This window comes from Pseudomonas sp. B611, assembly GCF_055407965.1.
The window spans coordinates 113,594-137,862 of record NZ_JBUZST010000007.1 but is presented as its reverse complement, the minus strand read 5'-3'; the positions used below and the strand labels follow the sequence as shown (position 1 = coordinate 137,862).

At 62.0% G+C, this 24,269-nt stretch carries 23 protein-coding genes, 1 pseudogene and 1 riboswitch; of the genes and pseudogenes, 12 read left to right on the top strand and 12 right to left on the bottom strand.

Features of this window, described 5'->3' with window-relative positions; genetic code table 11:
- The first annotated feature begins 51 nt into the window (after positions 1-51).
- Together ACZRMO_RS17435 and ACZRMO_RS17430 are read left to right on the top strand one after the other, a co-directional pair.
- Positions 52-1,098 (top strand): HlyD family secretion protein, encoded by a 1,047-nt coding sequence (locus ACZRMO_RS17435; protein WP_463973629.1) that lies wholly within the window; start codon positions 52-54, stop codon positions 1,096-1,098.
- Positions 1,088-2,638, top strand: coding sequence for an MDR family MFS transporter (locus ACZRMO_RS17430; protein WP_017737874.1), 1,551 nt, complete (start codon positions 1,088-1,090; stop codon positions 2,636-2,638). The genes ACZRMO_RS17435 and ACZRMO_RS17430 overlap by 11 nt, the downstream gene beginning before the upstream one ends.
- Positions 2,639-2,758: 120 nt before the next feature.
- Here the strand turns inward: ACZRMO_RS17430 and uvrB are convergent, their stop codons facing one another.
- Positions 2,759-4,774, bottom strand: a complete 2,016-nt coding sequence (gene uvrB, locus ACZRMO_RS17425) for an excinuclease ABC subunit UvrB (protein ID WP_463973628.1) — start codon at positions 4,772-4,774, stop codon at positions 2,759-2,761.
- Between the two features lie 343 nt (positions 4,775-5,117).
- Here uvrB and ACZRMO_RS17420 point away from each other — a divergent pair, with 343 nt between their 5' ends.
- Positions 5,118-6,314, top strand: coding sequence for an amino acid aminotransferase (locus tag ACZRMO_RS17420; RefSeq protein WP_463973627.1), 1,197 nt, complete (start codon positions 5,118-5,120; stop codon positions 6,312-6,314).
- Between the two features lie 99 nt (positions 6,315-6,413).
- Positions 6,414-6,623, top strand: coding sequence for a hypothetical protein (locus ACZRMO_RS17415; RefSeq protein ID WP_071486333.1), 210 nt, complete (start codon positions 6,414-6,416; stop codon positions 6,621-6,623).
- Positions 6,624-6,731: 108 nt separating this feature from the next.
- Here the strand turns inward: ACZRMO_RS17415 and ptrR are convergent, their stop codons facing one another.
- A complete protein-coding gene (ptrR, locus tag ACZRMO_RS17410; RefSeq protein ID WP_124525747.1) occupies positions 6,732-7,604 on the bottom strand; it encodes a putrescine utilization regulator PtrR in 873 nt (290 codons plus the stop codon).
- Positions 7,605-7,849: 245 nt separating this feature from the next.
- Here ptrR and ACZRMO_RS17405 point away from each other — a divergent pair, with 245 nt between their 5' ends.
- The 4 genes from ACZRMO_RS17405 to ACZRMO_RS17390 all read left to right on the top strand — a co-directional run bounded on the left by ACZRMO_RS17405 (position 7,850) and on the right by ACZRMO_RS17390 (position 12,521).
- Positions 7,850-9,232, top strand: a complete 1,383-nt coding sequence (locus tag ACZRMO_RS17405; RefSeq protein WP_463973626.1) for an aldehyde dehydrogenase family protein — start codon at positions 7,850-7,852, stop codon at positions 9,230-9,232.
- A 205-nt stretch (positions 9,233-9,437) separates the two neighbouring features.
- Positions 9,438-9,631: riboswitch (cobalamin riboswitch) on the top strand.
- Positions 9,632-9,748: 117 nt separating this feature from the next.
- Positions 9,749-10,759: an ABC transporter substrate-binding protein gene (locus ACZRMO_RS17400; RefSeq protein ID WP_463973625.1), complete on the top strand. Its 1,011-nt coding sequence runs from the start codon at positions 9,749-9,751 to the stop codon at positions 10,757-10,759.
- Positions 10,756-11,760, top strand: a complete 1,005-nt coding sequence (locus ACZRMO_RS17395) for a FecCD family ABC transporter permease (protein ID WP_257781838.1) — start codon at positions 10,756-10,758, stop codon at positions 11,758-11,760. The genes ACZRMO_RS17400 and ACZRMO_RS17395 overlap by 4 nt, the downstream gene beginning before the upstream one ends.
- Positions 11,757-12,521, top strand: a complete 765-nt coding sequence (locus ACZRMO_RS17390) for an ABC transporter ATP-binding protein (protein WP_463973624.1) — start codon at positions 11,757-11,759, stop codon at positions 12,519-12,521. Before ACZRMO_RS17395 ends, ACZRMO_RS17390 begins: the two co-directional genes overlap by 4 nt.
- A gap of 140 nt (positions 12,522-12,661) precedes the next feature.
- Here the strand turns inward: ACZRMO_RS17390 and ACZRMO_RS17385 are convergent, their stop codons facing one another.
- The 6 genes and pseudogenes from ACZRMO_RS17385 to ACZRMO_RS17360 all read right to left on the bottom strand — a co-directional run bounded on the left by ACZRMO_RS17385 (position 12,662) and on the right by ACZRMO_RS17360 (position 16,767).
- Positions 12,662-13,081, bottom strand: coding sequence for a GNAT family N-acetyltransferase (locus tag ACZRMO_RS17385; protein WP_463973728.1), 420 nt, complete (start codon positions 13,079-13,081; stop codon positions 12,662-12,664).
- Between the two features lie 90 nt (positions 13,082-13,171).
- Positions 13,172-14,077 (bottom strand): annotated as a pseudogene (locus tag ACZRMO_RS17380) (alpha/beta hydrolase fold domain-containing protein); the annotation flags it as partial.
- The gene (gene tspO / locus ACZRMO_RS17375) at positions 14,077-14,517 is read right to left on the bottom strand and encodes a tryptophan-rich sensory protein TspO (RefSeq protein ID WP_463973623.1); all 441 of its coding nucleotides are present in this window, start codon (positions 14,515-14,517) and stop codon (positions 14,077-14,079) included. The pseudogene ACZRMO_RS17380 and the gene tspO, both read right to left, overlap by 1 nt.
- Before the next feature lie 238 nt (positions 14,518-14,755).
- Complete coding sequence (locus tag ACZRMO_RS17370) at positions 14,756-15,319, bottom strand: nucleotidyltransferase family protein (protein WP_463973622.1); 564 nt, start codon at positions 15,317-15,319, stop codon at positions 14,756-14,758.
- Positions 15,320-15,552: 233 nt separating this feature from the next.
- Positions 15,553-15,786 carry a hypothetical protein gene (locus ACZRMO_RS17365; protein WP_124525754.1) on the bottom strand — a complete coding sequence of 78 codons (234 nt, stop codon included), beginning with the start codon at positions 15,784-15,786 and terminating at the stop codon, positions 15,553-15,555.
- A 75-nt stretch (positions 15,787-15,861) separates the two neighbouring features.
- Positions 15,862-16,767 (bottom strand): LysR family transcriptional regulator, encoded by a 906-nt coding sequence (locus ACZRMO_RS17360; protein WP_124525755.1) that lies wholly within the window; start codon positions 16,765-16,767, stop codon positions 15,862-15,864.
- Between the two features lie 103 nt (positions 16,768-16,870).
- Between ACZRMO_RS17360 and ACZRMO_RS17355 the strand changes: the two genes are divergently transcribed.
- Positions 16,871-17,860 (top strand): zinc-dependent alcohol dehydrogenase family protein, encoded by a 990-nt coding sequence (locus ACZRMO_RS17355; RefSeq protein ID WP_463973621.1) that lies wholly within the window; start codon positions 16,871-16,873, stop codon positions 17,858-17,860.
- Positions 17,861-17,906: 46 nt separating this feature from the next.
- On the opposite strand, the gene ACZRMO_RS17350 is transcribed toward ACZRMO_RS17355, so the two are convergent.
- Entirely contained in the window at positions 17,907-18,275 is a 369-nt protein-coding gene (locus tag ACZRMO_RS17350; RefSeq protein ID WP_463973620.1) for a hypothetical protein, read from the bottom strand.
- A complete protein-coding gene (locus ACZRMO_RS17345) occupies positions 18,266-19,240 on the bottom strand; it encodes a hypothetical protein (protein ID WP_463973619.1) in 975 nt (324 codons plus the stop codon). Before ACZRMO_RS17345 ends, ACZRMO_RS17350 begins: the two co-directional genes overlap by 10 nt.
- A 503-nt stretch (positions 19,241-19,743) precedes the next feature.
- On the opposite strand from ACZRMO_RS17345, the gene ACZRMO_RS17340 reads away from it, so the two are divergent.
- Positions 19,744-19,986, top strand: coding sequence for a DUF6124 family protein (locus tag ACZRMO_RS17340; RefSeq protein ID WP_463973618.1), 243 nt, complete (start codon positions 19,744-19,746; stop codon positions 19,984-19,986).
- 120 nt (positions 19,987-20,106) lie between these two features.
- On the opposite strand, the gene ACZRMO_RS17335 is transcribed toward ACZRMO_RS17340, so the two are convergent.
- Positions 20,107-21,945, bottom strand: a complete 1,839-nt coding sequence (locus ACZRMO_RS17335) for an ATP-binding protein (RefSeq protein ID WP_463973617.1) — start codon at positions 21,943-21,945, stop codon at positions 20,107-20,109.
- A 106-nt stretch (positions 21,946-22,051) separates the two neighbouring features.
- Complete coding sequence (locus tag ACZRMO_RS17330; protein WP_463973616.1) at positions 22,052-22,660, bottom strand: LysE family translocator; 609 nt, start codon at positions 22,658-22,660, stop codon at positions 22,052-22,054.
- 112 nt (positions 22,661-22,772) lie between these two features.
- On the opposite strand from ACZRMO_RS17330, the gene ACZRMO_RS17325 reads away from it, so the two are divergent.
- Both ACZRMO_RS17325 and ACZRMO_RS17320 read left to right on the top strand, forming a co-directional pair.
- Positions 22,773-23,636, top strand: a complete 864-nt coding sequence (locus tag ACZRMO_RS17325; RefSeq protein ID WP_463973615.1) for a LysR family transcriptional regulator — start codon at positions 22,773-22,775, stop codon at positions 23,634-23,636.
- A gap of 126 nt (positions 23,637-23,762) precedes the next feature.
- Positions 23,763-24,224, top strand: coding sequence for a hypothetical protein (locus ACZRMO_RS17320; protein WP_463973614.1), 462 nt, complete (start codon positions 23,763-23,765; stop codon positions 24,222-24,224).
- The last annotated feature ends 45 nt before the right edge of the window (positions 24,225-24,269 follow it).

Below are 24,269 nucleotides of genomic sequence, written 5' to 3'. Positions count from 1 at the left end.
AGATGCTTGGGTGGCTATATTCCATTACCTCTTGTTACAGACACTGTCCCCATGCCAGCCCCTTTGAAGCGCCGCCTGTTTATCTTCGTGTTTATCGTGATCCTGATCGGCCTGGGCTTCTTCGCCCATTGGTTCTTCAAGGGCCGCTTCTATGAAAGCACTGACAATGCCTACGTACAGGGCGAAATCACCCGCGTCTCCAGCCAGCTCGGCGCACGCATCGTCGACGTAAAGGTAGGCGACAACGAACACGTGGAAAAGGGCCAGCTCCTGGTGCAGCTCGAAGGCGACGACTTCCACCTCGCCGTCGACCGCGCCAACGCCGCCCTCGCCATGCGCGAAGCCGAACGCACCCAGGCCCAGAGCAAGCTCACCCAACAAGCCAGCCTGATCGCCGCCGGCGCGGCCAAGGTGGCGTCGAGCCAGGCCAGCCTGGGCCGCTCGCAGATCGACTTGTCCCGCGCGCAAACCCTGCGCAAGCCCGGCTATGTCTCGGAAGAACGCGTGACCACCCTGTCCGCCGACAACCACATCGCCCGCTCCCAGGTGACCATGGCCGAAGCGGATTTGCAGGGCCAGCGCCAGCAGGTCAACGCCCTCAACGCCGAAATCAAGCGCCTCGACGCGCTGATCGCCAACGCCAAGACCGACCTGGCCCAGGCCGAACTCAACCTCACCCGCAGCGAGATCCACGCGCCCATCAGCGGCCTCGTCGGCCAGCGCGCCGCGCGCAACGGCCAATACGTGCAGGCCGGCGCCTACCTGCTGTCGATCGTTCCCGACCAGGACATCTGGATCCAGGCCAACTTCAAGGAAACCCAGATCGGCCACATGCAACCCGGGCAAAAGGCCCAACTGACCTTCGACGCCTACGCCGACACGCCCATCGACGCCCGGGTAGACAGCCTGTTCGCCGCCTCCGGCGCGCAGTTCAGCCTACTGCCACCAGACAATGCCACGGGCAACTTCACCAAAGTCGTACAACGGATTCCGGTAAAACTGACTTTCGCGGCGGATAACCCGCTGCACGGCAAGATCCGTCCCGGCATGTCCGTGACCGTCAAAGTGAACATCCAAGACCAGCCTGATGGCCGGTGATCAACTGCTGCGCCCGGTCGGCGAACCGACCCGGCGCGACTGGATCGCGGTGATGAGCGTGATGCTCGGCGCGTTCATGGCGGTACTCGACATCCAGATCACCAACTCGTCGCTCAAGGACATCCAAGGCGCGCTGTCAGCCACCCTGGAAGAAGGCTCGTGGATTTCCACCTCCTACCTTGTCGCCGAAATCATCATGATCCCCCTCACCGCCTGGCTGGTGCAGCTGCTCTCGGCGCGGCGGCTGGCGGTGTGGGTGTCGGTGGGGTTCCTGATCGCCTCGCTGATGTGCTCCATGGCCTGGAGCCTGGAAAGCATGATCGTGTTCCGCGCCCTGCAAGGCTTTACCGGCGGCGCGCTGATCCCGCTGGCGTTCACCCTCACCCTGATCAAGCTGCCCGAACACCACCGCGCCAAAGGCATGGCGATGTTCGCCATGACCGCCACCTTCGCCCCGTCCATCGGCCCGACCATCGGCGGTTGGCTCACCGAGAACTGGGGCTGGGAGTACATCTTCTACATCAACGTGCCGCCGGGCCTGCTGATGATCGCCGGGCTGCTCTACGGCCTGGAGAAAAAGGCGTCGAACTGGGACCTGCTGAAAAGCACCGACTACCTGGGCATCGTCACCTTGGCGGTGGGCCTTGGCTGCTTGCAGGTGTTCCTCGAAGAAGGCCACCGCAAGGACTGGCTCGAATCCAGCCTGATCGTCAGCCTCGGCAGCATCGCCCTGCTCAGCCTGATCACCTTTGTCATCGTGCAGCTCTCCAAGCCCAACCCGCTGATCAACCTGGGCATCCTGGCCAACCGCAATTTCGGCCTGTCGAGCATCGCCAGCCTGGGCATGGGCGTGGGCCTGTACGGCTCGATCTACCTGTTGCCGCTGTACCTGGCGCAGATCCAGAACTACAACGCGCTGCAGATCGGCGAAGTGATCATGTGGATGGGCGTGCCCCAGCTGTTTCTGATCCCGCTGGTGCCCAAGCTGATGAAGTACGTGTCGCCCAAATGGCTATGCACCGTGGGATTCGGCCTGTTCGGCCTGGCGAGTTTTTCCTCGGGGGTGCTCAACCCGGACTTCGCCGGCAGCCAGTTCAACCAGATCCAGATCATCCGCGCCCTTGGTCAGCCGCTGATCATGGTCACCATCTCGTTGATCGCCACCGCCTACATCCTGCCGCAAGATGCGGGTTCGGCGTCGAGCCTGTTCAATATCCTGCGCAACCTCGGCGGCGCCATCGGCATTGCGCTACTGGCGACCTTGCTCGATGCGCGCACCAAGACCTACTTTGATTACTTGCGTGAGGCGCTGGTACCGACCAACCCGCAGGTGGCGGAACGCCTGGCGACGCTGGCGCAGACGTTCGGCAGCGACACGGCAGCGCTGGGCAAGCTCAGTGAGATAGCGCACCAGCAGGCGCAGATCATGGCCTACAACGATGCGTTTCACTTTGTCGGGTTGGCGCTGGGGATCAGCATGGTTGCGGTGTTGCTGACCAAGGCCTTGCCGGCGGGATTGAAGGCTGGGGAGAGTCATTGAGACCGTGGTGCCGCCATCGCAGGCAAGCCAGCTCCCACACTTGACCGAGTTCCAACGTTGAAATGCAGTCAAATGTGGGAGCGGGCTTGCCCGCGATGAGGCCCGCCCAGTCACTACAAATCAAACAGCCAGCAATCGCTCCCGCAACTTGCCAATCTCATCCCGCGTCTGCGCCGCCGCCTCAAACTCCAGGTCCCGCGCCAACTGGTACATCTTCTCTTCCAACTGGCGAATCCGCTTGGTGATCTCACTCGGCGAGCGCAGTTCGTTCTCGTACTTGGCGCTTTCCTCGGCGGCCTTGGCCATGCCCTTGCGCTTCTTGCTACGCGAGCCCGGCACGACGGCGCCTTCCATGATGTCGGCGACATCCTTGAACACGCCCTTGGGCGTAATGCCGTTGGCCAGGTTAAAGGCAATCTGCTTGTCGCGACGGCGCTCGGTCTCGCCAATCGCGCGCTCCATGGAGCCGGTGATGCGGTCGGCGTAGAGAATCGCCCGGCCATTGAGGTTACGCGCCGCGCGGCCGATGGTCTGGATCAGCGAGCGCTCGGAGCGCAGGAAGCCTTCCTTGTCGGCATCGAGGATCGCCACCAGCGACACTTCCGGCATGTCCAAACCTTCACGCAGCAGGTTGATCCCCACCAGCACATCAAAAGTGCCCAGGCGCAGGTCACGGATGATTTCCACACGCTCCACGGTGTCGATGTCCGAGTGCAGGTAGCGCACGCGCACGCCGTGGTCGGCCAGGTAGTCGGTCAAGTCTTCGGACATGCGCTTGGTCAGCGTAGTGACCAGCACCCGCTCTTCCAGGGCCACGCGCTTGTTGATTTCGGAGAGCAAATCGTCGACCTGGGTCAGCGCCGGGCGGATTTCGATCTGCGGGTCCACCAGGCCGGTCGGGCGCACCAACTGCTCGATCACCCGGCCGGCATGCTCGGCCTCGTAGTTGCCCGGCGTGGCGGAGACAAAGATGGTCTGCGGGCTGATGCTTTCCCATTCGTCGAAACGCATCGGCCGGTTATCCAGCGCCGATGGCAGGCGGAAACCGTATTCCACCAGGGTTTCCTTACGCGAACGGTCGCCCTTATACATCGCGCCGACCTGCGGCACGCTGACGTGGGATTCGTCGATCACCAGCAACGCGTCGGCGGGCAGGTAGTCATACAAGGTCGGCGGCGGCGCGCCGGATTCGCGGCCCGAGAGGTAGCGCGAGTAGTTTTCGATGCCGTTGCAGTAGCCCAGCTCCAGGATCATCTCCAGGTCGAAGCGGGTGCGCTGCTCCAGGCGCTGGGCTTCCACCAGCTTGTTGTTGGCGCGCAGGTAGTCGAGACGCTCGGCCAGCTCGACCTTGATGTGCTCGATGGCGTCCAACAGGGTTTCACGCGGGGTGACGTAGTGGCTTTTCGGATAGAAGGTGAAGCGCGGCAGCTTGCGGATCACCTCGCCGGTCAACGGGTCGAAGGCCGACAGGCTCTCGACTTCATCGTCGAACAGTTCGATGCGGATCGCTTCCAGGTCGGATTCGGCCGGGTACACATCGATCACATCGCCGCGCACGCGGAAAGTCGCACGGGCAAAATCCATGTCATTGCGGGTGTACTGCAAATCCGCCAGGCGGCGCAGCACTTCGCGCTGGTCGAGTTTGTCGCCGCGATCCACGTGCAGGACCATTTTCAGATAGCTTTCCGGGCTGCCCAGGCCGTAGATGCACGACACCGTGGTGACGATGATCGCGTCCTTGCGCTCCAGCAGCGCCTTGGTCGCCGACAGCCGCATCTGCTCGATGTGGTCGTTGATCGACGCATCCTTCTCGATAAAGGTATCGGAGGACGGCACATAGGCTTCGGGCTGGTAGTAGTCGTAGTAGGAAACGAAGTACTCGACGGCGTTGTTCGGGAAGAACGACTTGAACTCGCCGTACAACTGCGCGGCCAGGGTCTTGTTCGGCGCCAACACCAGGGTGGGCCGGTTGACCTGGGCGATCACGTTGGCAATGCTGAAGGTCTTGCCCGAACCGGTCACCCCGAGCAGCGTCTGGTGGGCCAGGCCGGCCTCGATGCCTTCGACCATCAGGCGAATCGCCTCGGGTTGGTCGCCGGCGGGTTCAAAGCGGGTGACGAGTTGGAAATCCGACATAACGTACCTCTTGAAGTCACCCCAGACTGTAAACCCGTCAGGAACGAAAAAGACCGTCACCCGCGAAAAATCAGAGCGGGCAGCAGGAAAAAACCATGATAGCCGTAGAAGTGGTGGCGAATGTGACGGGTTTCAAGGCAATCGTCTTACATGCCTTGCCCGGCCAATGTTGCAATAAGACTAACGGTCAGCAAATAAACCGAAAAACTTGGCCGAAAAGCCGTTTCCGTTGTCGCCTCAGGCGGTGATGGCCTCTATACTAGCTCCCCGTTTGTGCACCGCTCTAGTGCATTCGGCTGGAGCGCGACACGTCCCTCCATTCCCCCATAGAGCTGCCGCAAAAATGAGCCTGTTCTCCGCTGTCGAAATGGCACCACGCGATCCTATCCTGGGCCTCAACGAAGCATTCAACGCCGATACACGAACCACCAAGGTCAACCTTGGCGTAGGCGTTTACTGCAACGAGGAGGGGAAGATTCCACTCTTGCGTGCCGTTGCCGAAGCGGAAGCCATTCGCGTGGCGCAACACGCCGCCCGTGGCTACTTGCCAATCGACGGCATCGCGGCCTACGACAAGGCCGTGCAAACCCTGCTGTTTGGCGCTGAATCGCCGCTGCTGAGCGCTAGCCGCGTCACCACCGTGCAAGCGGTTGGCGGCACCGGCGCGCTGAAAATCGGCGCTGACTTCCTCAAGCAATTGCTGCCAGACGCCGTTGTCGCCATCAGCGACCCGAGCTGGGAAAACCACCGCGCGCTGTTCGAAACCGCCGGCTTCCCAGTGCAGAACTACCGCTACTACGACGCCGCCACCCACGACGTCAACCGTGCCGGCCTGCTCGAAGACCTCAACGCCCTGCCGCCACAGTCCATCGTGGTGCTGCACGCCTGCTGCCACAACCCGACCGGCGTCGACCTGAGCCCGGCCGACTGGCAGAACGTGCTGGACGTGGTCAAGGCCAAGAACCTCGTGCCGTTCCTCGACATGGCCTACCAGGGCTTTGGCGACGGCATCCACGAAGACGCCGCCGCTGTGCGCCTGTTCGCTGAGTCGGGCCTGACCTTCTTTGTGTCCAGCTCGTTCTCCAAGTCGTTCTCGCTGTACGGCGAACGCGTCGGCGCGCTGTCCATCGTCGGCGAGTCCAAGGAAGAAAGCGCGCGCATCCTGTCCCAGGTCAAACGCGTGATCCGCACCAACTACTCCAACCCACCGACCCACGGTGCAGCGATTGTGGCTGCGGTGCTCAACAGCCCTGAGCTACGCGCCCAGTGGGAAGCCGAGCTGGCTGAAATGCGCCTGCGTATCCGTGGCATGCGCGAGCAGATGGTGAGTGAGCTGGCCAAGGCCGCTCCGGGCCACGACTTCAGCTTCGTCGGTCGCCAGCGTGGGATGTTCTCCTACTCCGGCCTGAGCGTTGAACAGGTCACCCGCCTGCGCAACGAGTTCGGCATCTACGCCCTCGACACTGGCCGCATCTGTGTGGCGGCGTTGAACCAGTCGAACATCGACGCGGTCACAAAGGCAATCGTTCAGGTGCTGTAAGCCGGTCACCGTTGCACAGAAGGGGAAGCCAATGGCTTCCCCTTTTTTGTCGCCAGCCCCTAGACTGAACCTTGCCCGCCCCTTTGCTGTGAGAACCCTATGAGAAACGACGACCTGGACCTGCGTGCCGACCGTGACGAACTGGATGACTACACGCCGCGTGCGCCGCAAGCCAAGCGGCAGAAGAGCCTGGTGTTACAGGTGGCCCTGGGTGTGTTCCTCGGTGGCCTGGCGTTGTGGCTGGTGCAATTGGGTGCGACAGCACTGATGACCAAGCTGGCGATGGGCACCCTCCAATTCGGTGGCTGATGAAGTTCAAAAATGTGGGAGCGGGCTTGCTCGCGAATGCAGTGTGTCAGGCGATACATGTGTAACTGAACCACCGCATTCGCGAGCAAGCCCGCTCCCACATTGGATCTACGTCGCTACTAGGTTGCGTTCCTCTAGCAGCTTTACAAAGCTGTTGAGACTCTGCGAGACCGTGCCCCGCCGCCAGATCAGCCAGGTGTGCAACACCCGAAAGCTGTCCATCAGCGGCCACACGCTCACCGCCGCAAACCCCGGCATGCTTTCCAGCATGCTGCGCGGCATCAGGGCCAAGCCCGCGCCGGCGCTGACGCAGGCGAGCATGCCGTGGTACGACTCGATCTCGAAGATCTTGCCCGGCACCGCGCCATCCTGGGAGAACCAGCGTTCAAAATGGTGCCGGTAGGAGCAGTTCGAGCGAAAGGTGTAGATGTTCTCGCCATTCACATCCTGGCCCCGAGTGATCGGCGCGTGATGCAACGGCGCGATCACCACCATCTCTTCTTCAAACACCGCCACACCTTCCAGCGTTGCATGCAACACCGGCCCATCGACAAACGCCGCCGCCAGGCGCCCCGACAGCACGCCTTCGATCATCGTGCCGGACGGCCCGGTGCTCAGGTCCAGTTCGACCTTGGTGTGTTTCTGGTTGTAGGCCGCGAGCAAGGCCGGGATGCGCACCGCCGCCGTGCTTTCCAGTGACCCGAGGGCAAACGCGCCCTGGGGCTCCTCCCCCGCCACCGTCGCGCGGGCTTCCTGCACCAGGTCGAGGATGCGCCGCGCATAGCCGAGGAAGTTCCAGCCCGCCGGCGACAGGCGCAGGCGGCTCTTCTCGCGGATAAACAACTCCACGCCCAGGTCCTGCTCCAGTTGCTTGATGCGGGTAGTCAGGTTCGACGGCACCCGATGAATCAACTGCGCGGCGGCGCTGATGCTGCCTTGCTCGGCAACGGCCTTGAAGATTTCCAGCTGCACCAGGTCCAAGTCATTCTCCATGATCGTTCCCACGCTGATCGTTCCCACGCTCTGCGTGGGAATGCAGCCCGGGGCGCTCTGCGTCCCACAGCGTGACGCGGAGCGTCACAGGAGGCGTTTCCACGCGGAGCGTGGGAACGATCGCATAGTCATCATTCTCCATTTGAGAGCGTATTGCTTAATATTATTCAGTTTCCAGAAAAGAGCTAGCCCCGTAGGCTGAACCCCACTTACTCATTCAGCAGGACGGTGCCATGAACGCGACCACTCACGCCCTCTCGATCAACCCGGCCAACGGCGAAACAGTCGGCAGCTACCCGTACGAATCCAAAGCGCAACTGGACGCCGCCCTCGACCGTGCCACCGCTGCCTTCCGCACTTGGCGCCGCCAGCCGGTCAGCCAGCGCGCCGAGCTGTTGCTGGCCCTGGCCGCCGCCCTGCGTGAGCAAGCCGAAGACATGGCACAGATGATCACCCTGGAAATGGGCAAACCCATCGCCCAGGCCCGTGCCGAAATCGAAAAATGCGCCCTGCTCAGCGAATGGTATGCGGCCCAAGGCCCGGTCATGCTTGCACCGGAACCGACCCTGGTGGACAACGGCAGCGCCCACATCGAATACCGCCCGCTGGGCCCGATCCTCGCCGTGATGCCGTGGAACTTCCCGGTCTGGCAAGTGCTGCGCGGCGCCGTGCCGACGATGCTCGCCGGCAACACCTACGTGCTCAAACACGCACCGAACGTGATGGGCAGCGCCTACCTGATCCAGCAAGCGTTCAAAAAGGCCGGCTTCGCTGACGGCCTGTTCGAAGTGCTCAACGTGACCCCGGACGGCGTGTCCAAAGCCATCGCCGACCCACGCATCGCCGCCGTCACCCTCACCGGCAGCGTACGCGCCGGTATCGCCATCGGCTCCCAGGCCGGGGCCGCGCTGAAAAAATGCGTGCTGGAACTGGGCGGCTCCGACCCGTTCATCGTGCTCAACGACGCCGATCTCGACGCCGCAGTGCAAGCCGCGTTGATCGGCCGTTTCCAGAACAGCGGCCAAGTCTGTGCCGCCGCCAAGCGCCTGATCATCGAAGCCGGCGTGGTAGAGGCGTTCACCGCCAAGTTCCTCGAGGCCAGCCGTGCCTTGGTGATGGGCGACCCGACTTCGACCGCTACCTACATCGGCCCGATGGCCCGCTTCGACCTGCGCGACGAGCTGCACGGCCAGGTCCACGCCACCCTGGAAGAAGGCGCAACCCTGCTGCTGGGCGGCCATAAAGTCGCAGGTGCAGGCAACTACTATGAGCCGACCGTACTGGCCAACGTCACCGACCAGATGACCTCGTTCAAACAGGAACTGTTCGGCCCCGTCGCCTCGATCATCACCGCCCGCGACGCCGACCACGCGGTGGAGTTGGCGAATGACAGCGAGTTCGGCCTCACGGCCAGCATCTTCACCACCGATGCGGCGAAAGCCCGCGATATCGCCAACAGGCTGGAAACTGGCGGGATCTTCGTCAACTCGTTCAGCGTCTCCGACCCTCGGGTGGCGTTTGGCGGGATCAAGAAAAGTGGCTTTGGCCGTGAGCTGTCGCACTTCGGCGTGCGCGAGTTCTGCAATGCGCAGACCGTGTGGCTGGATCGCAAATAACCCACTGACAGGACGAACGCTGCACCTGTGGCGAGGGAGCTTGCTCCCGTTGGACTGCGCAGCAGTCCCAGCCCTTAAAAGCTGGGGCCGCTTCGCGGCCCAACGGGAGCAAGCTCCCTCGCCACAGGTTGCTTTTTACGCTTGCCAATTCCTGGCTGACTAGCCCCCTTCCACAGTTGATTTCCGGTGTTTTCATGGGCCCGATCGACTACCATGGCGCGCCGGTTCCCGAAGGGGACTAATAGGGAATCCCAAGCGCGCCCCGTCGCGCCAATCGGAACTGCCCCCGCAACTGTAGGTGCCGAGCCTGCTCCCCACTGCCACTGGACACTGTCCGGGAAGGCCGGAGCGTGGCGACGACGCACCAGTCAGGAGACCTGCCGGCCCAGTGTTATCACCAACCGGCGGGGTGTCCGGGAAGGACATCCTTGCGCGGCCCCGGCGGCCGTATTCGTGGGTGTATTTCCACTACCGTACCTCCCCAGTCCACTGTACGGTCCAAACGGAGATTGCCCCATGCTGCCACGCGTTACCGCCCTGCTCACCGGCCTGGGTTTCTGTGCCCTGGCCCACGCCGCGCCGACCCACTACCCGCTGACGCTGGAAAACTGCGGCAGCACCCTCACCTTCCAACAAGCCCCCGCGCGCAGCGTGACCATCGGCCAGGTCGCCACCGAGATGCTCTACGCCTTGGGCGTGGGCGATAAAGTGGTCGGCACGTCGCTGTGGTTCAACAACGTACTGCCGCAGTTCAAGACACTGAACGACGGCATCGAGCGCCTGGCCAATAACGAGCCGAGCTTCGAAGCAGTGATCGCCAAGCGCCCGCAACTGGTGGCCGCCGAACTGGAATGGGTGGTCGGTGCGCAAGGCGTGGTGGGCACCCGCGAGCAGTTTCACGAGCTGAAAATCCCCACCTACCTGCTGCCCTCCGACTGCGAAGGCAAAGACAACCTGGTGGGCGCCGACGGCACGCGGCTGGAGCCGTTCCGCATCGACACCATCTATAAAAGCATCAGCCAGTTGGCGGCGATTTTCGATGTACAGGATCGCGGCCAACAGCTGAACGACGAGCTCAAGGCACGCCTGGCCAAGTCCGTCGCCACCGTGCAGAGCAAAGGCCTCAAGCAGGCCAGCGCGCTGGTGTGGTTCTCCAGCGCCGAGATGGCCAGCGACCCGTACGTGGCCGGCCACAAGGGCATCCCCGAATTCATGCTGCAAACCCTTGGCTTGCATAACGTGGTGCAGTCCGATGAGGAATGGCCCGCCGTTGGCTGGGAAACCATCGCCAAGGCCAACCCGACCTTCCTCGTTATCGCCCGCATGGACCGCCGCCGCTACCCCGCCGACGACCACGAAAAGAAACTCGCCTTCCTGCGCAGCGACCCGGTCACGCGCAATATGGACGCCGTAAAAAACAACCGCATCATCGTCCTCGACGCCCTGGCGTTGCAGGCCAGCATCCGCATGTTCGATGGCCTTGAACAACTGGCCACGGCCATCGACGGCTACGACCTGCCGCAATGATTCGTGCCCTCCTCGCCCTGGCCCTGCTCCTGGCCGCCGTGCTCGCCGGCGTGGCCATCGGTGAAACCGCCATCTCGCCGCAGGTCGTGCTTCAGGTGCTGGCCAATAAACTGTGGGGCGCCGGCTACGTGCTGGACCCCATCGACGAAGGCGTGGTGTGGAACTACCGCCTGACCCGCGCCCTGGTCGCCGCCGCATGCGGTGCGGGGTTGGCGACCTGCGGGGTGATCTTGCAGTCGCTGCTGCGCAACCCATTGGCCGACCCGTACCTGCTGGGCATCAGCGCCGGTGCCTCGACCGGTGCGGTATTGGTGGCGTTGATCGGCGTGGGCGGTGGCTTGATTTCGTTGTCGGCAGGCGCATTTGTCGGCGCCATGGCCGCGTTCGCCCTGGTGATTTTGCTCGCGCGGGCCAGCGGTTCGTCCAGCGGCACCGGGCAGATCATCCTCGCCGGCATTGCCGGTTCACAGCTGTTCAATGCGCTGACCGCCTTCCTCATCACCAAATCCGCCAGCTCTGAACAGGCGCGCGGCATCATGTTCTGGTTACTGGGCAACCTCAGCGGCGTGCGCTGGCCCTCGGTGTGGCTGGCCGTGCCGGTGGCGCTCGTGGGCTTGGCGGTGTGCCTGTGGCACCGTCGGGCGCTGGATGCGTTCACCTTTGGCAGCGACTCGGCGGCATCCCTCGGCATCCCGGTGCGGCGCGTGCAGTTTGTGCTGGTGGGCTGCGCGGCGCTGGTGACGGCGGTGATGGTGTCGATTGTCGGCTCTATCGGTTTTGTCGGGCTGGTGATTCCCCACGCCGTGCGCCTGTTGCTGGGCACCGGGCATTCGCGCTTGCTGCCGGCCAGTGCGCTGGGCGGTGCGCTGTTTTTGATTGCGGCGGATGTGCTGTCGCGCAGCTTGATCAAGGGCCAGGTGATTCCGGTCGGTGTGGTCACCGCATTGGTCGGCGCGCCGGTGTTTGCGCTGATTCTGATCGGGCGGAGGAACGCACGATGAGCGTGCTCAGTTGCCGCGGCCTGGGCTTCAAGGTGCGTGACGCCGAGTTGCTGCGCGATATTCATCTGGACGTCGCGCAGGGGGAAACCCTCGGCATTGTCGGGCCGAACGGCTCCGGCAAATCCACCTTGCTCAAACTGCTGGCCGGGTTGCGTACACCGGCGTCCGGTGAGGTGTGGCTGGGCGGCCAGCGCCTGGGGCAGTTATCCCGCCGCGTGATTGCGCAGCAACTGGCAGTGGTGGAACAACAAGCCGACACCGACGACGCCATCCGCGTGTTCGACGCCGTGGCCCTGGGCCGCACGCCGTGGCTGTCGGCGCTGAGCCCGTGGTCCGTCGACGACGACAGCATCGTGCGCCAGGCCCTGCACGACGTGGACGCCACCCACCTGAGCCATCGCGCGTGGCGCAGCCTCTCCGGCGGCGAACGCCAACGCGTACACATCGCCCGTGCCTTGGCGCAGCGGCCGCAGATCTTGTTGCTGGATGAACCAACCAACCACCTGGATATCCAGCATCAGCTTGGCATTTTGAAGGGCGTGCAAGCACTGCCGGTGACAACGTTGATTGCGCTGCATGATCTTAACCAGGCGCTGACTTGCGATCGCTTGGCCGTGCTGGATCGCGGGCGGTTGGTGGCGCTGGGCAAGCCGCTGGACGTACTGACGCCGCAGCGGTTGCAGGAGACGTTCGGGGTGCAGGCGCATTACCTGACGGACCCGTTTGATGGGGCGAAGATCTTGCGACTGCGCTCGAACTAGAGGCTTGAACGCGGACCCCCAAACAACACAATTCAACTGTGGGAGCTGGCTTGCCTGCGATAGCGGTCTGTCAGTTGAAGAGATGCAAGCTGACCCGCCGCCATCGCAGGCAAGCCTGCTCCCACATGATCATTTCCACATTAGATCTGCGGTGTTCGCTGCATATGCGTTGTCTGCCACACCGGGTCCGCCTCGACATCAATCACTTCAAACCCCTGCCGAAGCCAAAAATCAATCGCCCCCGGCAAAAACGGATGGGTATGCAGGTACATCACCTCCACCCCATCCGCCTGCGCCGTTGCCTCCAGCGCGCGATACAACGCCCCCGCCAAACCAAAGCGCCGAAACGCCGGCAGCACAAACAAGCGCACCACTTCCACCGTCTTGCGGCCCTGATAATTCAGCTGGGGGAACCGGTTGTCATACGGCAGGTAGCCAATGGCAGCGACGATTTGACCGGCATTGCAGGCGATCAGAAAGCGCCCGTCACCTTGAAGGTAGGTCGCCTCAAATTGCGCCAGATCATTCGGCATACCGGCGTCGCTGAGCTTGGGAAACATCTCGGCGCGGGCCTGTTGTACAAACGCCAGCACCTGTGAAACATCATCCGCAGCAACCAGGCGGATACTGAAAGGGTCTTCAAGGGCCGTCTTGCCTACTATCCACTGGCGGCCATAGGCCAACACCTTACCCGCCATCCCCACCGGAAAATGAATAAACCCATGGGCCGCCTCCGGCACCAGTTGCACTTGCGCATCCGGCCATCGCTCTGCGATCAACAGCGTGTCGTCCTTGAGCGGGTCCAGTTCCCCTACAAACATCAACGCCGGCGGCAAGCCGGTGAAGTCGCCATACAGCGGTGACAACGGCGGCTGCCGACGCTCGTCGTCACTCAGCCCCGGCGTGAGCATGCTTAGCGCCTGGACCATGCCGGGCCCGTCCAGCAATAACGTGTCTGGGCCTGCGGCGCGTACGCTGGGCGTGCCAGCGAGGTCATAGACGCCGTAATACAGCAGCGCGCCGCTGACCCGCGCGAGCAGTTCCGGCCAATCCTTCAACGCCAGCAACGTCGCCGCCGCCAGGTGCCCACCGGCCGATTCGCCAACGATGATCACCGGCAGGCCCGCAAACTCATCGGCGGTCAGCAACCAACGCGCAGCCGTGAGGCAATCGTCCATCAGGCCTTGCACCGGCGTATCGACCGCCAGCCGATAATCCACCGACACCACCGCCACGTCGCAGGCCTTGACGATGTCCAGGTTGAGCGCGTCATCCATCTGCGCATTGCCGATCACCCAGCCGCCACCGTGGATATCCAGCACCACGCCCTTGAGTTTGCCGCTGGGACGCAGGATGCGCACGGGCACCGAACCGGCGTACCGGGTTTCAGCCGCAGGGGCGCGTTTCAACCGTTGACCGGCACGCAGCAACGCCTGGATCACACGCGGCGTGACGCGATTGCGGATCTTGAAACGCGGCAACCAGGCGAGCTTCCTGTTGAAGCGGCGCATCTCGGCCAGTTCGGTTTCGCTGGCGGGCCAGAGGTTGTGAGTCATCAGCGGTTATTTCTCAAAATGGAGAAATTCAACGCCGCCGCCACACACAGCCACGCCAGGTACGGGAACAGGATCAACCCGGTGATCAAGTCCAGGCGCACCGCCAACACCACCATCGCCGCCACGGTCAGCCACAACACCACCAGAATCACCATCCCCGCGAGGATGCGATGGGCGCCGAAGAACACCGGCGTCCACAACGTGTTCAAGGCAATCTGCGCCGCCCACAGCGCCAGTACCACTTGGCTGTCCGGGATCAGGCTGAGGCGGTAACCGGCCCAGGCCAGCAGCAGGTAGATCAGCGTCCATGCCACCGGGAACAGCCAATTGGGTGGGGTGAAGCTTGGCTTGACAAGGGATTCATACCAGGCGCCGGGCTTGAAGAGCATGCCGGTGCTGGCGGCGGCGGCGCAGGCGAGCAGGAAGATGAAGAAGGTCATGGCGGGTCCTTGGCTGGGCGTTTCAACTTGGACGGGGGGTGGGCGGGTAAAAGTTCATTGCCGATTGGGTCTGGAGGCGGGTTTTGATGTTGCCTGGGCTGGCGCCATCGCAGGCAAGCCAGCTCCCACATTTAACGGTGTTCACAAATCAAAATGTGGGAGTTGTCGAGCTTTAGCGAGGCTACGAAGGGATCACCGCGCACTCCCTGCCGAACACCCTACCCGCATCGCCCCCGTGTCAAGTAGCCCCCACAATCCTGAGCCAAGGCCACCGCTCCTGATAACTCCTGGCCTTACGCGCAAACAATTCCGGCTCCGCGTGCAACGGGTTGATGCGCAGCACACCCTGCTCCACATCCGCCAAGCCATACGGCGCATACACCTCGCCCGTCGCCACTTCCAGGCCAATACAGGTGCCCGCCACCAGGTAGCGATCAATCCCCTGCCGGGCCGTGAGCAATTGCGGATACGGCCGGCCGAACCGCTGGCCATACCAAAGATGCACCCGCGCTTGGTTCTTCACTTCAACGTTGACGCCCAAATCCTCGAACAACCTCTCAGCCGCGCGAATCACGGCATCCTCGGCTTCGTAGGACAGGTCTGTGTCGAAGTAGAAAACGTCGTAGTCCTTTACGCCCTGGGCAGCAGGCAGGTTCGACTGATGATTCCACACCGCCTGGAACAGGCAGCCTGCGGTGAGAAAACACTGGTCCAGGCCGAGGGCCGGCAGACGCGCAGTGATCTCGGCGTTGATCGGGTTGGCCATGGCCAGGTCGAGCAGGGTTTTGACGGTCAATGTCATGTGTACTCCTTGGACACTTTATGTGTTGGAGCCTGCGACGCTACACCACCGTGTGGTGGTTTTCGTTACGGTAGAACGCCGCAGCTTCCCCTGTGGCGAGGGAGCTTGCTCCCGCTGGGGTGCGAAGCGCCCCCATCGGCCACTGAGTTTTACCTGATTCTGCGCGCTGGCAGGTTTTGGGGCTGCTGCGCAGCCCAGCGGGAGCAAGCTCCCTCGCCACAGGTGTTGGTGTATCAGCCCTTCAACTCACTGGCCCGATGCGCCGCTGCATCGTCATACGCCACGTACAACGCCTCGGCGATCTGGCTTTTGATGGCCTTGGTCGATTCCAGGCCGAGCACAAACCCTTCGGCCTTGCCGCCCGCGCGGTTGAGTTCTTCATGGGTGGAAGCGCCGGTAATGGCGTCCAGCAGCTTGCTGGCGTGCGGGCCAACACCTTTGGGAAGACTGATTTGCTCGATGGACATGGGCAGTACCTGTAAAAGAAGAATCGGTAGCGCGTGGAACCACTGCCGGGGTGGCATGGTAGACCGATATAGGCCTCAAGGGGCTGTTTTCATGAGATCCCGGCCAAACGCGCCTTTCACAAAATCGACAAAACTGCGCACCTTCGGCGTCAGCCGCCGATCCGCCGCATACAGCAGGTTCATCGGTGAGGCCGGCACGGTGTACTCCGGCAACAACGCCAGCAGCGTGCCTTTGCGCAGCGCGTCATGCACCAGTTCCTGGGGCAACAACACCACACCCAACCCGGCCACCGCCGCCGACAGCAGCGGGTCACCCTGATTAATCGTCAAACGGCTTGTAATCGGCACCTCCACCCGCCCCTGCGGGCCTTCGAAGTGCAGGTGCGAGCGCCCGTCCGAATAGGCAAACGCCAGGCATTCATGCTCCTGCAAATCCCAAGGGCTGCTGATCACTGGGCGACGGGCCAGGTAGGCCGGCGCCGCGCAGAGCACCATCTGATAGGGCTTGAGGGGCAAGGCCTTCAAGCCGCTGTCAGCCAATTCGCCGATGCGGAACACCACGTCATAGCCATCCTCCACCAGGTCGACCAGCTCATTGGACAAGGTCAGGTCCACCGCCACTTGGGGGAACTTGACCATATACTCCAGCAAACGCGGGGCCAACGAACTCACGCCAAATGTCACCGGCGCGTTGATGCGCAAGCGCCCGCTGGGCACGCCACGGGTGACGGCGGCCATTTCTTCGGCGGCGTCCATGTCTGCCAGGATCAGCTTGGCGCGCTGGTAGAACGTGCGGCCAAAGTCGGTCAGGCTCTGCTTGCGCGTGGTGCGGTGCAGCAGCGACACCCCCAAGTGCTGCTCCAGCATCTTCACCTGCTTGCCGATCAGTTGCGGCGACAGGTTCAGCTCATCCGCCACCGCACTGAACGAGCCCAGCTCCACGGCTTTGACGAACGTGGCCATCAAGGTAAGACGATCCATTGGAAACCCATTGTTTCTAGTGTTGCGCCATCCTAGGCCTTTATTCCGCGCCGTCCCACGCCTAAATTGAACGCCACATTGGTAAACATCGAGGATCAACCCCATGGCCCGCATTGTCAGGATTCACGCCTACGGCGACGCAAGCGTCTTGCAACTGGAAAACATCGACGTCCCGGCACCGGCGGCCGATGAAGTGCAAATCCAGGTCAAGGCTTTTGGCCTCAACCGCGCCGAAGTGATGTTCCGCAACCACGCCTACCTGCAAGAAGTCGAATTCCCCAGTCGTCTGGGCTATGAAGCGGCTGGCGTGGTGAGCGCAATCGGTGCCGACGTCCGCGACATCCAGGTGGGCGATGCCGTCAGCGTTATCCCGCCGCTCGACATCGCCCGCTGGGGCACCTACGGCGAAGTGGCCAACGTGCCCGCCTACCTCACCGTCAAACACCCGCAAAACCTCAGCTTCGTCCAAGCCGCCGCGTCGTGGATGCAATACGTCACCGCCTGGGGCGCCCTGGTGGAACAGGCCAAACTGACCCAAGGCGACTTCGTGCTGGTCACCGCCGCCTCCAGCAGCGTCGGCCTGGCCGCCTTCCAGATCGCCCGCAGCGTCGGCGCCACCGCCATCGCCGTGACCCGCACCCGCGCGAAAAAACAGGCATTGCTGGAAGCCGGCGCCGCGCATGTGATCGTCAGCGATGAAGAAGACCTGGTGGAACGCGTGATGGCACTCACCAACGGCCAAGGCGCCCGCGTGGTGTTCGACCCGATTGGCGGGCCGGGCTTTGAAGCGCTCACCCAGAGCATGGCCCAGGGCGGGATTTTGCTGGAGTACGGCGCGTTGAGTTCGGAGCCGACGCCGTTTCCGTTGTTTACGGTGTTGGGCAAATGTTTGACGCTGAAGGGGTACTTGTACGCGGAGATCGTGGCTGACCCGGCTGCGTTGGCGCGGGCCAAGGCGTTTATTGTGGATGGGCTGGCTTCGGGGGCGTTGGCGCCGGTGATTGCCAAGACGTTTGGGTTGGATGAGGTGCAGGAGGCGCATCGGTTTTTGGAGGCGAATCAGCAGATCGGCAAGATTGTGGTGACGGTTTAGGTTAGCGGGATGAGCAACCGTGCCATTGCGAGTGGCACGGTTGTTTTTACAACGCATATAGAACGTAACGAATACCCATCCACATAAATATTTGAAGCCAAAAAAGTTCCGGCCATATCACCCAGCGCTTGAGAGAGAGCGGAACTGACGCAACCTCCTTTTCGCTCACATCGCCTAACCGGATATAACTTTTTGGAAACGTCAAAAAGCAGGAAATCTGCCCCATGCGCAGTGCTTTATCCATCGGCCGATTGCCCGGCCATCGTTGCTTGTTCAGTTGAACAATTTCATTGCTCTCAAAATACTTCTCCAGCATTTCAAGCTTGAAATAGTGCGTGTACAGCAGCAACGCCACACCAATGAGCGACTCAAGGCCCACGAGCCAGGTGATGAACCTGTAGCCGGCTATATCCATAGATCAACACCTAAATACAGTTCTTCACCTAGCTCTGCGCCAACAACACCCAAACCTTTCCCGGCCGAATAACCGCCGGCAGCGCCGCCTAAGACACTGCAATACAGTCCCCCTGCCCCCTTTGTCGCGATGCCCAGAAACAAACGACACAACGCTGGCGCAATCTTCGCTCCGGCCATTCCCCCGCCGTATGCCCCTGCGACGCCGCCCACCAATTTCCCGCTTTCCACGAACTGCGCCTTGCGACACTGCTCCTCCCGCCCCAACGTACACGCCTCCTTAACCTCCAACCCCGCCACCGTCATATCCAACGCCAACCCGATATACGTCCCCTTGCGCAAATGCCGCGCTACGCCCGCCATACGCTCAAGACGCTCCGCGTAACCCCTGATCTCCCCTTTATCCAAAAAACGCTTGGTGGAGATCCCCAAAATCCACTTCAACGAACTACCACCGCGCAACCCCGTGCCCAACCGCGCCGCGCCCTGAAGCTGGTTATTCAACTGTTTCAACAACACTTCGCGTTGCCGAAAAAACGTCTCCCTGTCCACCCCGCCACTTTTGTACCGCGCATAAGCCTGCTGAATCTGCTCCATGGTTTGGCGCACATCCTTCAGGTGCGTACTCCAGGCCGACGCCGCACTGCCGATGCCCAACGAGGTGTAACCCAATACGCTTTGCAGCAAATCGTATTCACCTGCGGTGATCTCCACCACGTACGGATCAAGCTCCAGCGAACGGCTGATCCTTTGCGCCTCCCGCATCATCCAAGCCTCTTCGGCGGTGCTTTCCAGGGTCGTGTTGCTCGGCACGATGATCATGTGGCCCGCGTCGACAAAAAGCCGGGGCAAGTGCGCGTTCAGCGCATCGAACTTGCGCACGGCCATCGGCGATGCCCCGCTGAGGTACCTGGCCTTTAGGCTCGCGTGGTCGCTGAGTCGCGGGTTGATATGGGTCTTTAACATGGCGCAATTCCAACCTCGAAATAACGAAGAGGTCGGAATATAAAAGCGGCGTTTTCTGGTTGGACGGGGATTGGGAGACGGTGTTGAAATTCAGAAAGGGGCTACAAGAAGCCCGATCAATACCTACAGCAATGGCGCAAAAACTCAGCCGCTGCGCCACGCATTTGCGCAGTTGAAGCCGGGATAAGTCCCAAAGCCATCCGGCACCTTGCTCCGTTGCCTACGCCTGCGTCAGAATCCGCCGGCTTGTGTGCTGGGGTGGTCGAATCTAAGGTTGCGCGGTCGCTGAATTTCTCGGTGATCGGGTTTAGTAGCCCGGATCGGTTATCTATATGTGCACGAGCTTCATCAGTCAGACATTGAGTCTGTGCTTGATGGCGGCTGTACGCAGGGCGTCCTCGGACGCGCCGGCTTTAGATATCCACCGGTCTACTAACCTGCGTACAGCTGCCACCCACTCGTTTAGTAGCGGGGAGGTGGTGGCATAAGCCAGGATATCTTTTATGTCTAATGTCGCACCGGATTCAACTGCTCTCTTCTGCGTTGCTCCAGACGCAAGCAATGAAGCCCTCATTACCAATAGTTACGAGACCTTCGCTTCGGTCAGTACCCTTTTGCTCGACCTATCCGAAGACCTAAGCGGTAAACACCGTGACATTGCGCTGGCGATTCACCAACTAAGTGAATTAGGCGTGCTCATGACAGCAAAACTGCTCGACCGCGAAGCGCCCTGCACTGCCCGATGACTAGCCCTTCAGTTCAGTAGCCCCATAGTTCGCCGAGTCACATGGCATATATCGGCTCGGCGATTAGGCTCTCGGTTCAAAACTCTCAGCTCTGCCGTGAGTAGACGCTCCCGACTCACTCTACTTCCCCAACAACTCCCTAACCCTCCCCCCCAACACCTCCACCGCAAACGGCTTCGTCAACACCCCCATCCCTACCCCCAACTGCCCATACCCCATCACCGCATTCTCCGCATACCCGGTAATAAACAACGTCTTCAACCCCGGCCGCAGCTCCATCCCCGCCTCCGCCATCTGCCGCCCATTCATCCCGCCCGGCAAGCCCACGTCCGTCACCAGCAGATCAATATGCACATCCGAACGCAGCAGTTTCAGCCCCGCCGCGCTGTCCGCCGCTTCGATGACGGTGTAGCCCAATTCCCCGAGCACATCCGCCAGCAGCATGCGCACGGTGGATTCGTCGTCCACCAGCAACACGGTTTCGCCGTGTTGGGCGACTTCAATCGGGGCCTGCCCTGGCGTCAGTTCATCCCCCGGCGCCGCGCCGTGGTGGCGTGGGAGGTAGAGGCACACGCAGGTGCCCTCGCCTACGGCGGACTGGATGTGCACCTGCCCACCCGACTGTTGGGCAAACCCGTAGATCATGGACAGACCCAAGCCGGTGCCTTGGCCGATGGGTTTGGTGGTGAAGAAGGGTTCAAACACGTGGGCCATGACGTCTGGCGACATGCCGGTGCCGGTGTCGCTGACGCTCAGGCGCAGGTAGGGGCCTTCGGTGAGGTCGTGGGCGCGGGCGGTGTTGGCATCGAGCCAGTGGTTGCTGGTTTGCAGTTGGATGCGCCCGCCTTCGGGCATGGCGTCGCGGGCGTTGATGCACAGGTTGAGCAGGGCATTTTCCAGTTGGCTGACGTCGACGAAGGCGGTCCAGGCGTCGACCGCACCGAGGGTTTCGATCTGGATGCCGGGGCCGGCGGTGCGTTGGATGAGTTCGGCCATGCCATACATCAGGGTGTTGACGTTGGTGGCGTGCGGTTCCAGGGTTTGCCGGCGGGAGAAGGCCAGCAGGCGTTGGGTGAGGACGGCGGCGCGTTTGGCCGAGCCTTGGGCGGCGACCATGTATTTGTCGACGTCGCTGAGGCGGCCCTGGTGGATGCGCCGGTTCATCAGTTCGAGGGCGCCGGAGATGCCAGCGAGCAGGTTGTTGAAGTCGTGGGCCAGGCCGCCGGTGAGTTGGCCGACGGCTTCCATTTTTTGTGACTGGCGCAGTTTTTCTTCGGCCTGCATCAGCATGGCGGTGCGTTCGGCCACGCGTTGTTCGAGGGTTTCGTTGAGGGCGCGCAGCTGGGCTTCGGCGTCGCGCAGGGCTTCGTCGGCGATGGTGCGTTCGAGCAGGTCGGCGGCTTGGCGGGCGAGGATGTCGAGCAGGCGCAGGTCGCGGTCGGACGGTTGGTGCGGCGCGCTCCAATGGGTGGAGATCATGCCGAGCAGGCGCCCGTCGCGGGAGCGCAAGGGGGTGGTCTGGGCCGAGCGGATGCCCGCGCGGCGGAAGGCGATCAGGTCTTCGGTGCCGGCGATGTCGGCCCATTCTTCGAAGTCGGGGATGATGGCGCGCTGGCCCAGTTGCAGGGCCATGGTGCAGCTGCTGTAGGCCATTGGGCTCACCCATTGCCAGAATCCTACGGCGTCGGGCGGCAAGCCCCGTGAGCACAGCAGTTGCAGTTCGCCGCCATGGCCGGAGGGATGGCCTTGGGGACAGAGCAGCTGCATGGTGCCGAATTGCGAGCCGGTGATGGACACGGCGGCATCGACAATCTTGCCGTAGAGGGCTTCGAGGTCTTGCTCGCCGATCAGGTCCAGGCTGATGCGGTGCAGGAACTCGATGTCCGACAGCGCGGTTTCCGAGTCGCGGGAAGATCCACGGGGGAAGGCGGCCGGAAAGGCGGTGCGTAGGGTTTTCATGGGGGCTCCGGGGAGCTGGCATTGAGCTATTAGCAGCGTATCAGCAAAGCTGTGACCACACGAAACAGGGAGACGTTCGGCGGTGAAAGCTTTCTTTTAACCCACCTCAACTATGAATCGGCAACGCCAACCCAAACACCACAAAAAACCCACCACACACCTTATTGAACCGTCGCCCAGTCCGCGCCAACCAAGGCCGCACGCGATGGGCAGCGCTGGCCACCATGTATTCAACGCAAAACTCCACCACGGCGTAGGTCAGCGCAATCGCCGCCGTCTGCGCAATAAGGTTCCTGTGGGGGTCGAGAAACGGCGGAATAAACGCCGTAAATAACAGCAACGCCTTGGGATTCGAAAGGGCCGACACCAACCCCTGGCGGAACAGCGACCAGCGCCGCAGGCTTGGCATGCCGGCCATCTCCAGGCTGACGGGCGCAGACCGCCACAGCCCGAAGCCCAACCACACCAGATACAGACCGCCCCCAATCTTCAAGGCCGTGAACCAGCCGGCCGACGCCTGGATCAACGCGCCAAGACCCAACGCACACAGCGACAGCACCAAGGCAAAGCCCAGCACGCCGCCGCTGATGGTGAATAGCGTCCGGCGCCGCCCATGAATCGCGCCGTGGGTCAGCGCCAACAAGGCATTGGGCCCCGGCACGACCGCGATGCCGCAGCAGGTAATCAGGTACAGCAACCAGGTTTCGAAAGGCATGATCAGGTCCGGCAGAGGTTGATAGATGCCCGCATCTTGCGAGGGAACAACTGTCCTGAAAAGCGCATAATTCACACCATAGTCATTCGATTAACGAAAAGAGGTCAACGCGATGCCTTCCAGCGATTTGCAGATTGATTGGCTCAAGTGTTTTGTCGCGGTGGTGGACGCCGGTTCGCTGTCGGGCGCGGCCCATGAGGTCAACCGATCGCAGTCGGCCGTGAGCATGCAGATGAAAAAACTCGAAACGGCGCTGGGGCGGCCCTTGTTGAACCGTGGCCCGCGCCACCTGCAACTGACCGATGACGGCCAGACGCTGCTGGGCTATGCGCGACGCATGCTGGCTCTACATGCCGAGACCCAGGCGGCGTTTCACGGGGAAGCGTTGACGGGGCGCATCCGCCTGGGCGTCGCCGAGGACTACGCCGCCAAGTACCTCACGCCGCTGCTCAAACGCTTTGCACCGCGACACGCGGGGGTGGACATCGAACTGACCTGCGAACAATCGACCGCACTCATCCCACGGTTGCGCAGCGGCGAGCTTGATCTGGCGCTGGTGTCCAGGGACTCGCCGCAAAGTGGCACGTTTCTATTCCACGAGCCGATGGTCTGGGTGGGTTCGCCGCAGTTCGAACTGTGGCGGCGCGACCCGGTGCCGATTGCCGTGTACGAAAGCGCCAGCCTGGCGCGGCGCTATGCAGTGAACTCTTTGGCCCAGCAGGGCCGCCAGTTCAAGGTGGTGTACAACAGTTCCAGCCTGGCCGGCCAAGTGGCGGCCGTTGAAGGCGGACTGGCGATCGCCGCAATCACGCAGTGCACTGTGCAGCCATCGCTGCAAGTCTTGGGCAGTGAGCACGGCTTGGGAAGTATCGAGCCCATGGAAGTGTCGATTCTACGAAGCCGAGCCTCGCGGGGGTCCAAGGCGGTCAACAGCCTGCACGCGTTTATCATCAGTGCGCTGAGGCATCAGGGGTGATGTGCAGGCAAATGAGTCAACTCCTCGACGGCTATTCCAAATCCATCTATAGAACTGTCAGACATGACAGTGCCCGCCTTGGTCATTGGCGCTCAGAGTGAATACACGCCAACCAAGGACCTCATCATGCCCAACTCCCGATCACATACGCTGCTTTGCACAGCCCTCATGACCGTGCTGACCAGCCTTGCAGCCTGCACGCCAAGCGTTATTGCTCCAACTGCCGCCAACATGTGCCCAGCCATTGGGAGTATTGAGCAGAGAGAGGAGGCACAAGGTTATAGCTATTTCGCCATTGCACCGGGCAGCGGGTGGAAAGGTGAAAATCCACTTGCAGAGAAACACTACCTCAAGGGGATGAAGTTCGAGTCAACCGCAATCCGAACAGGTCAGGCAGGCCCAGGTGAGCGCGAGTATTACTTCGTGGCCTGTGATTATGAGGGGCCGGAGCAATTTGCTTTTTTGAGAATGTCTCAGCAGTTTCCTGTGCGCCCTAAAGCACAGGGTTCGAACTGGACCCCGGAAGACTTCTGCCGGGCAAGCTCGGTGGGCGACTGCCCGTTCACCGTGTTCAGCGCGACGCGGTGAAAATCAGGCCGCAAGCCCCACACTGGATTTTCGCCACGGCTGAAA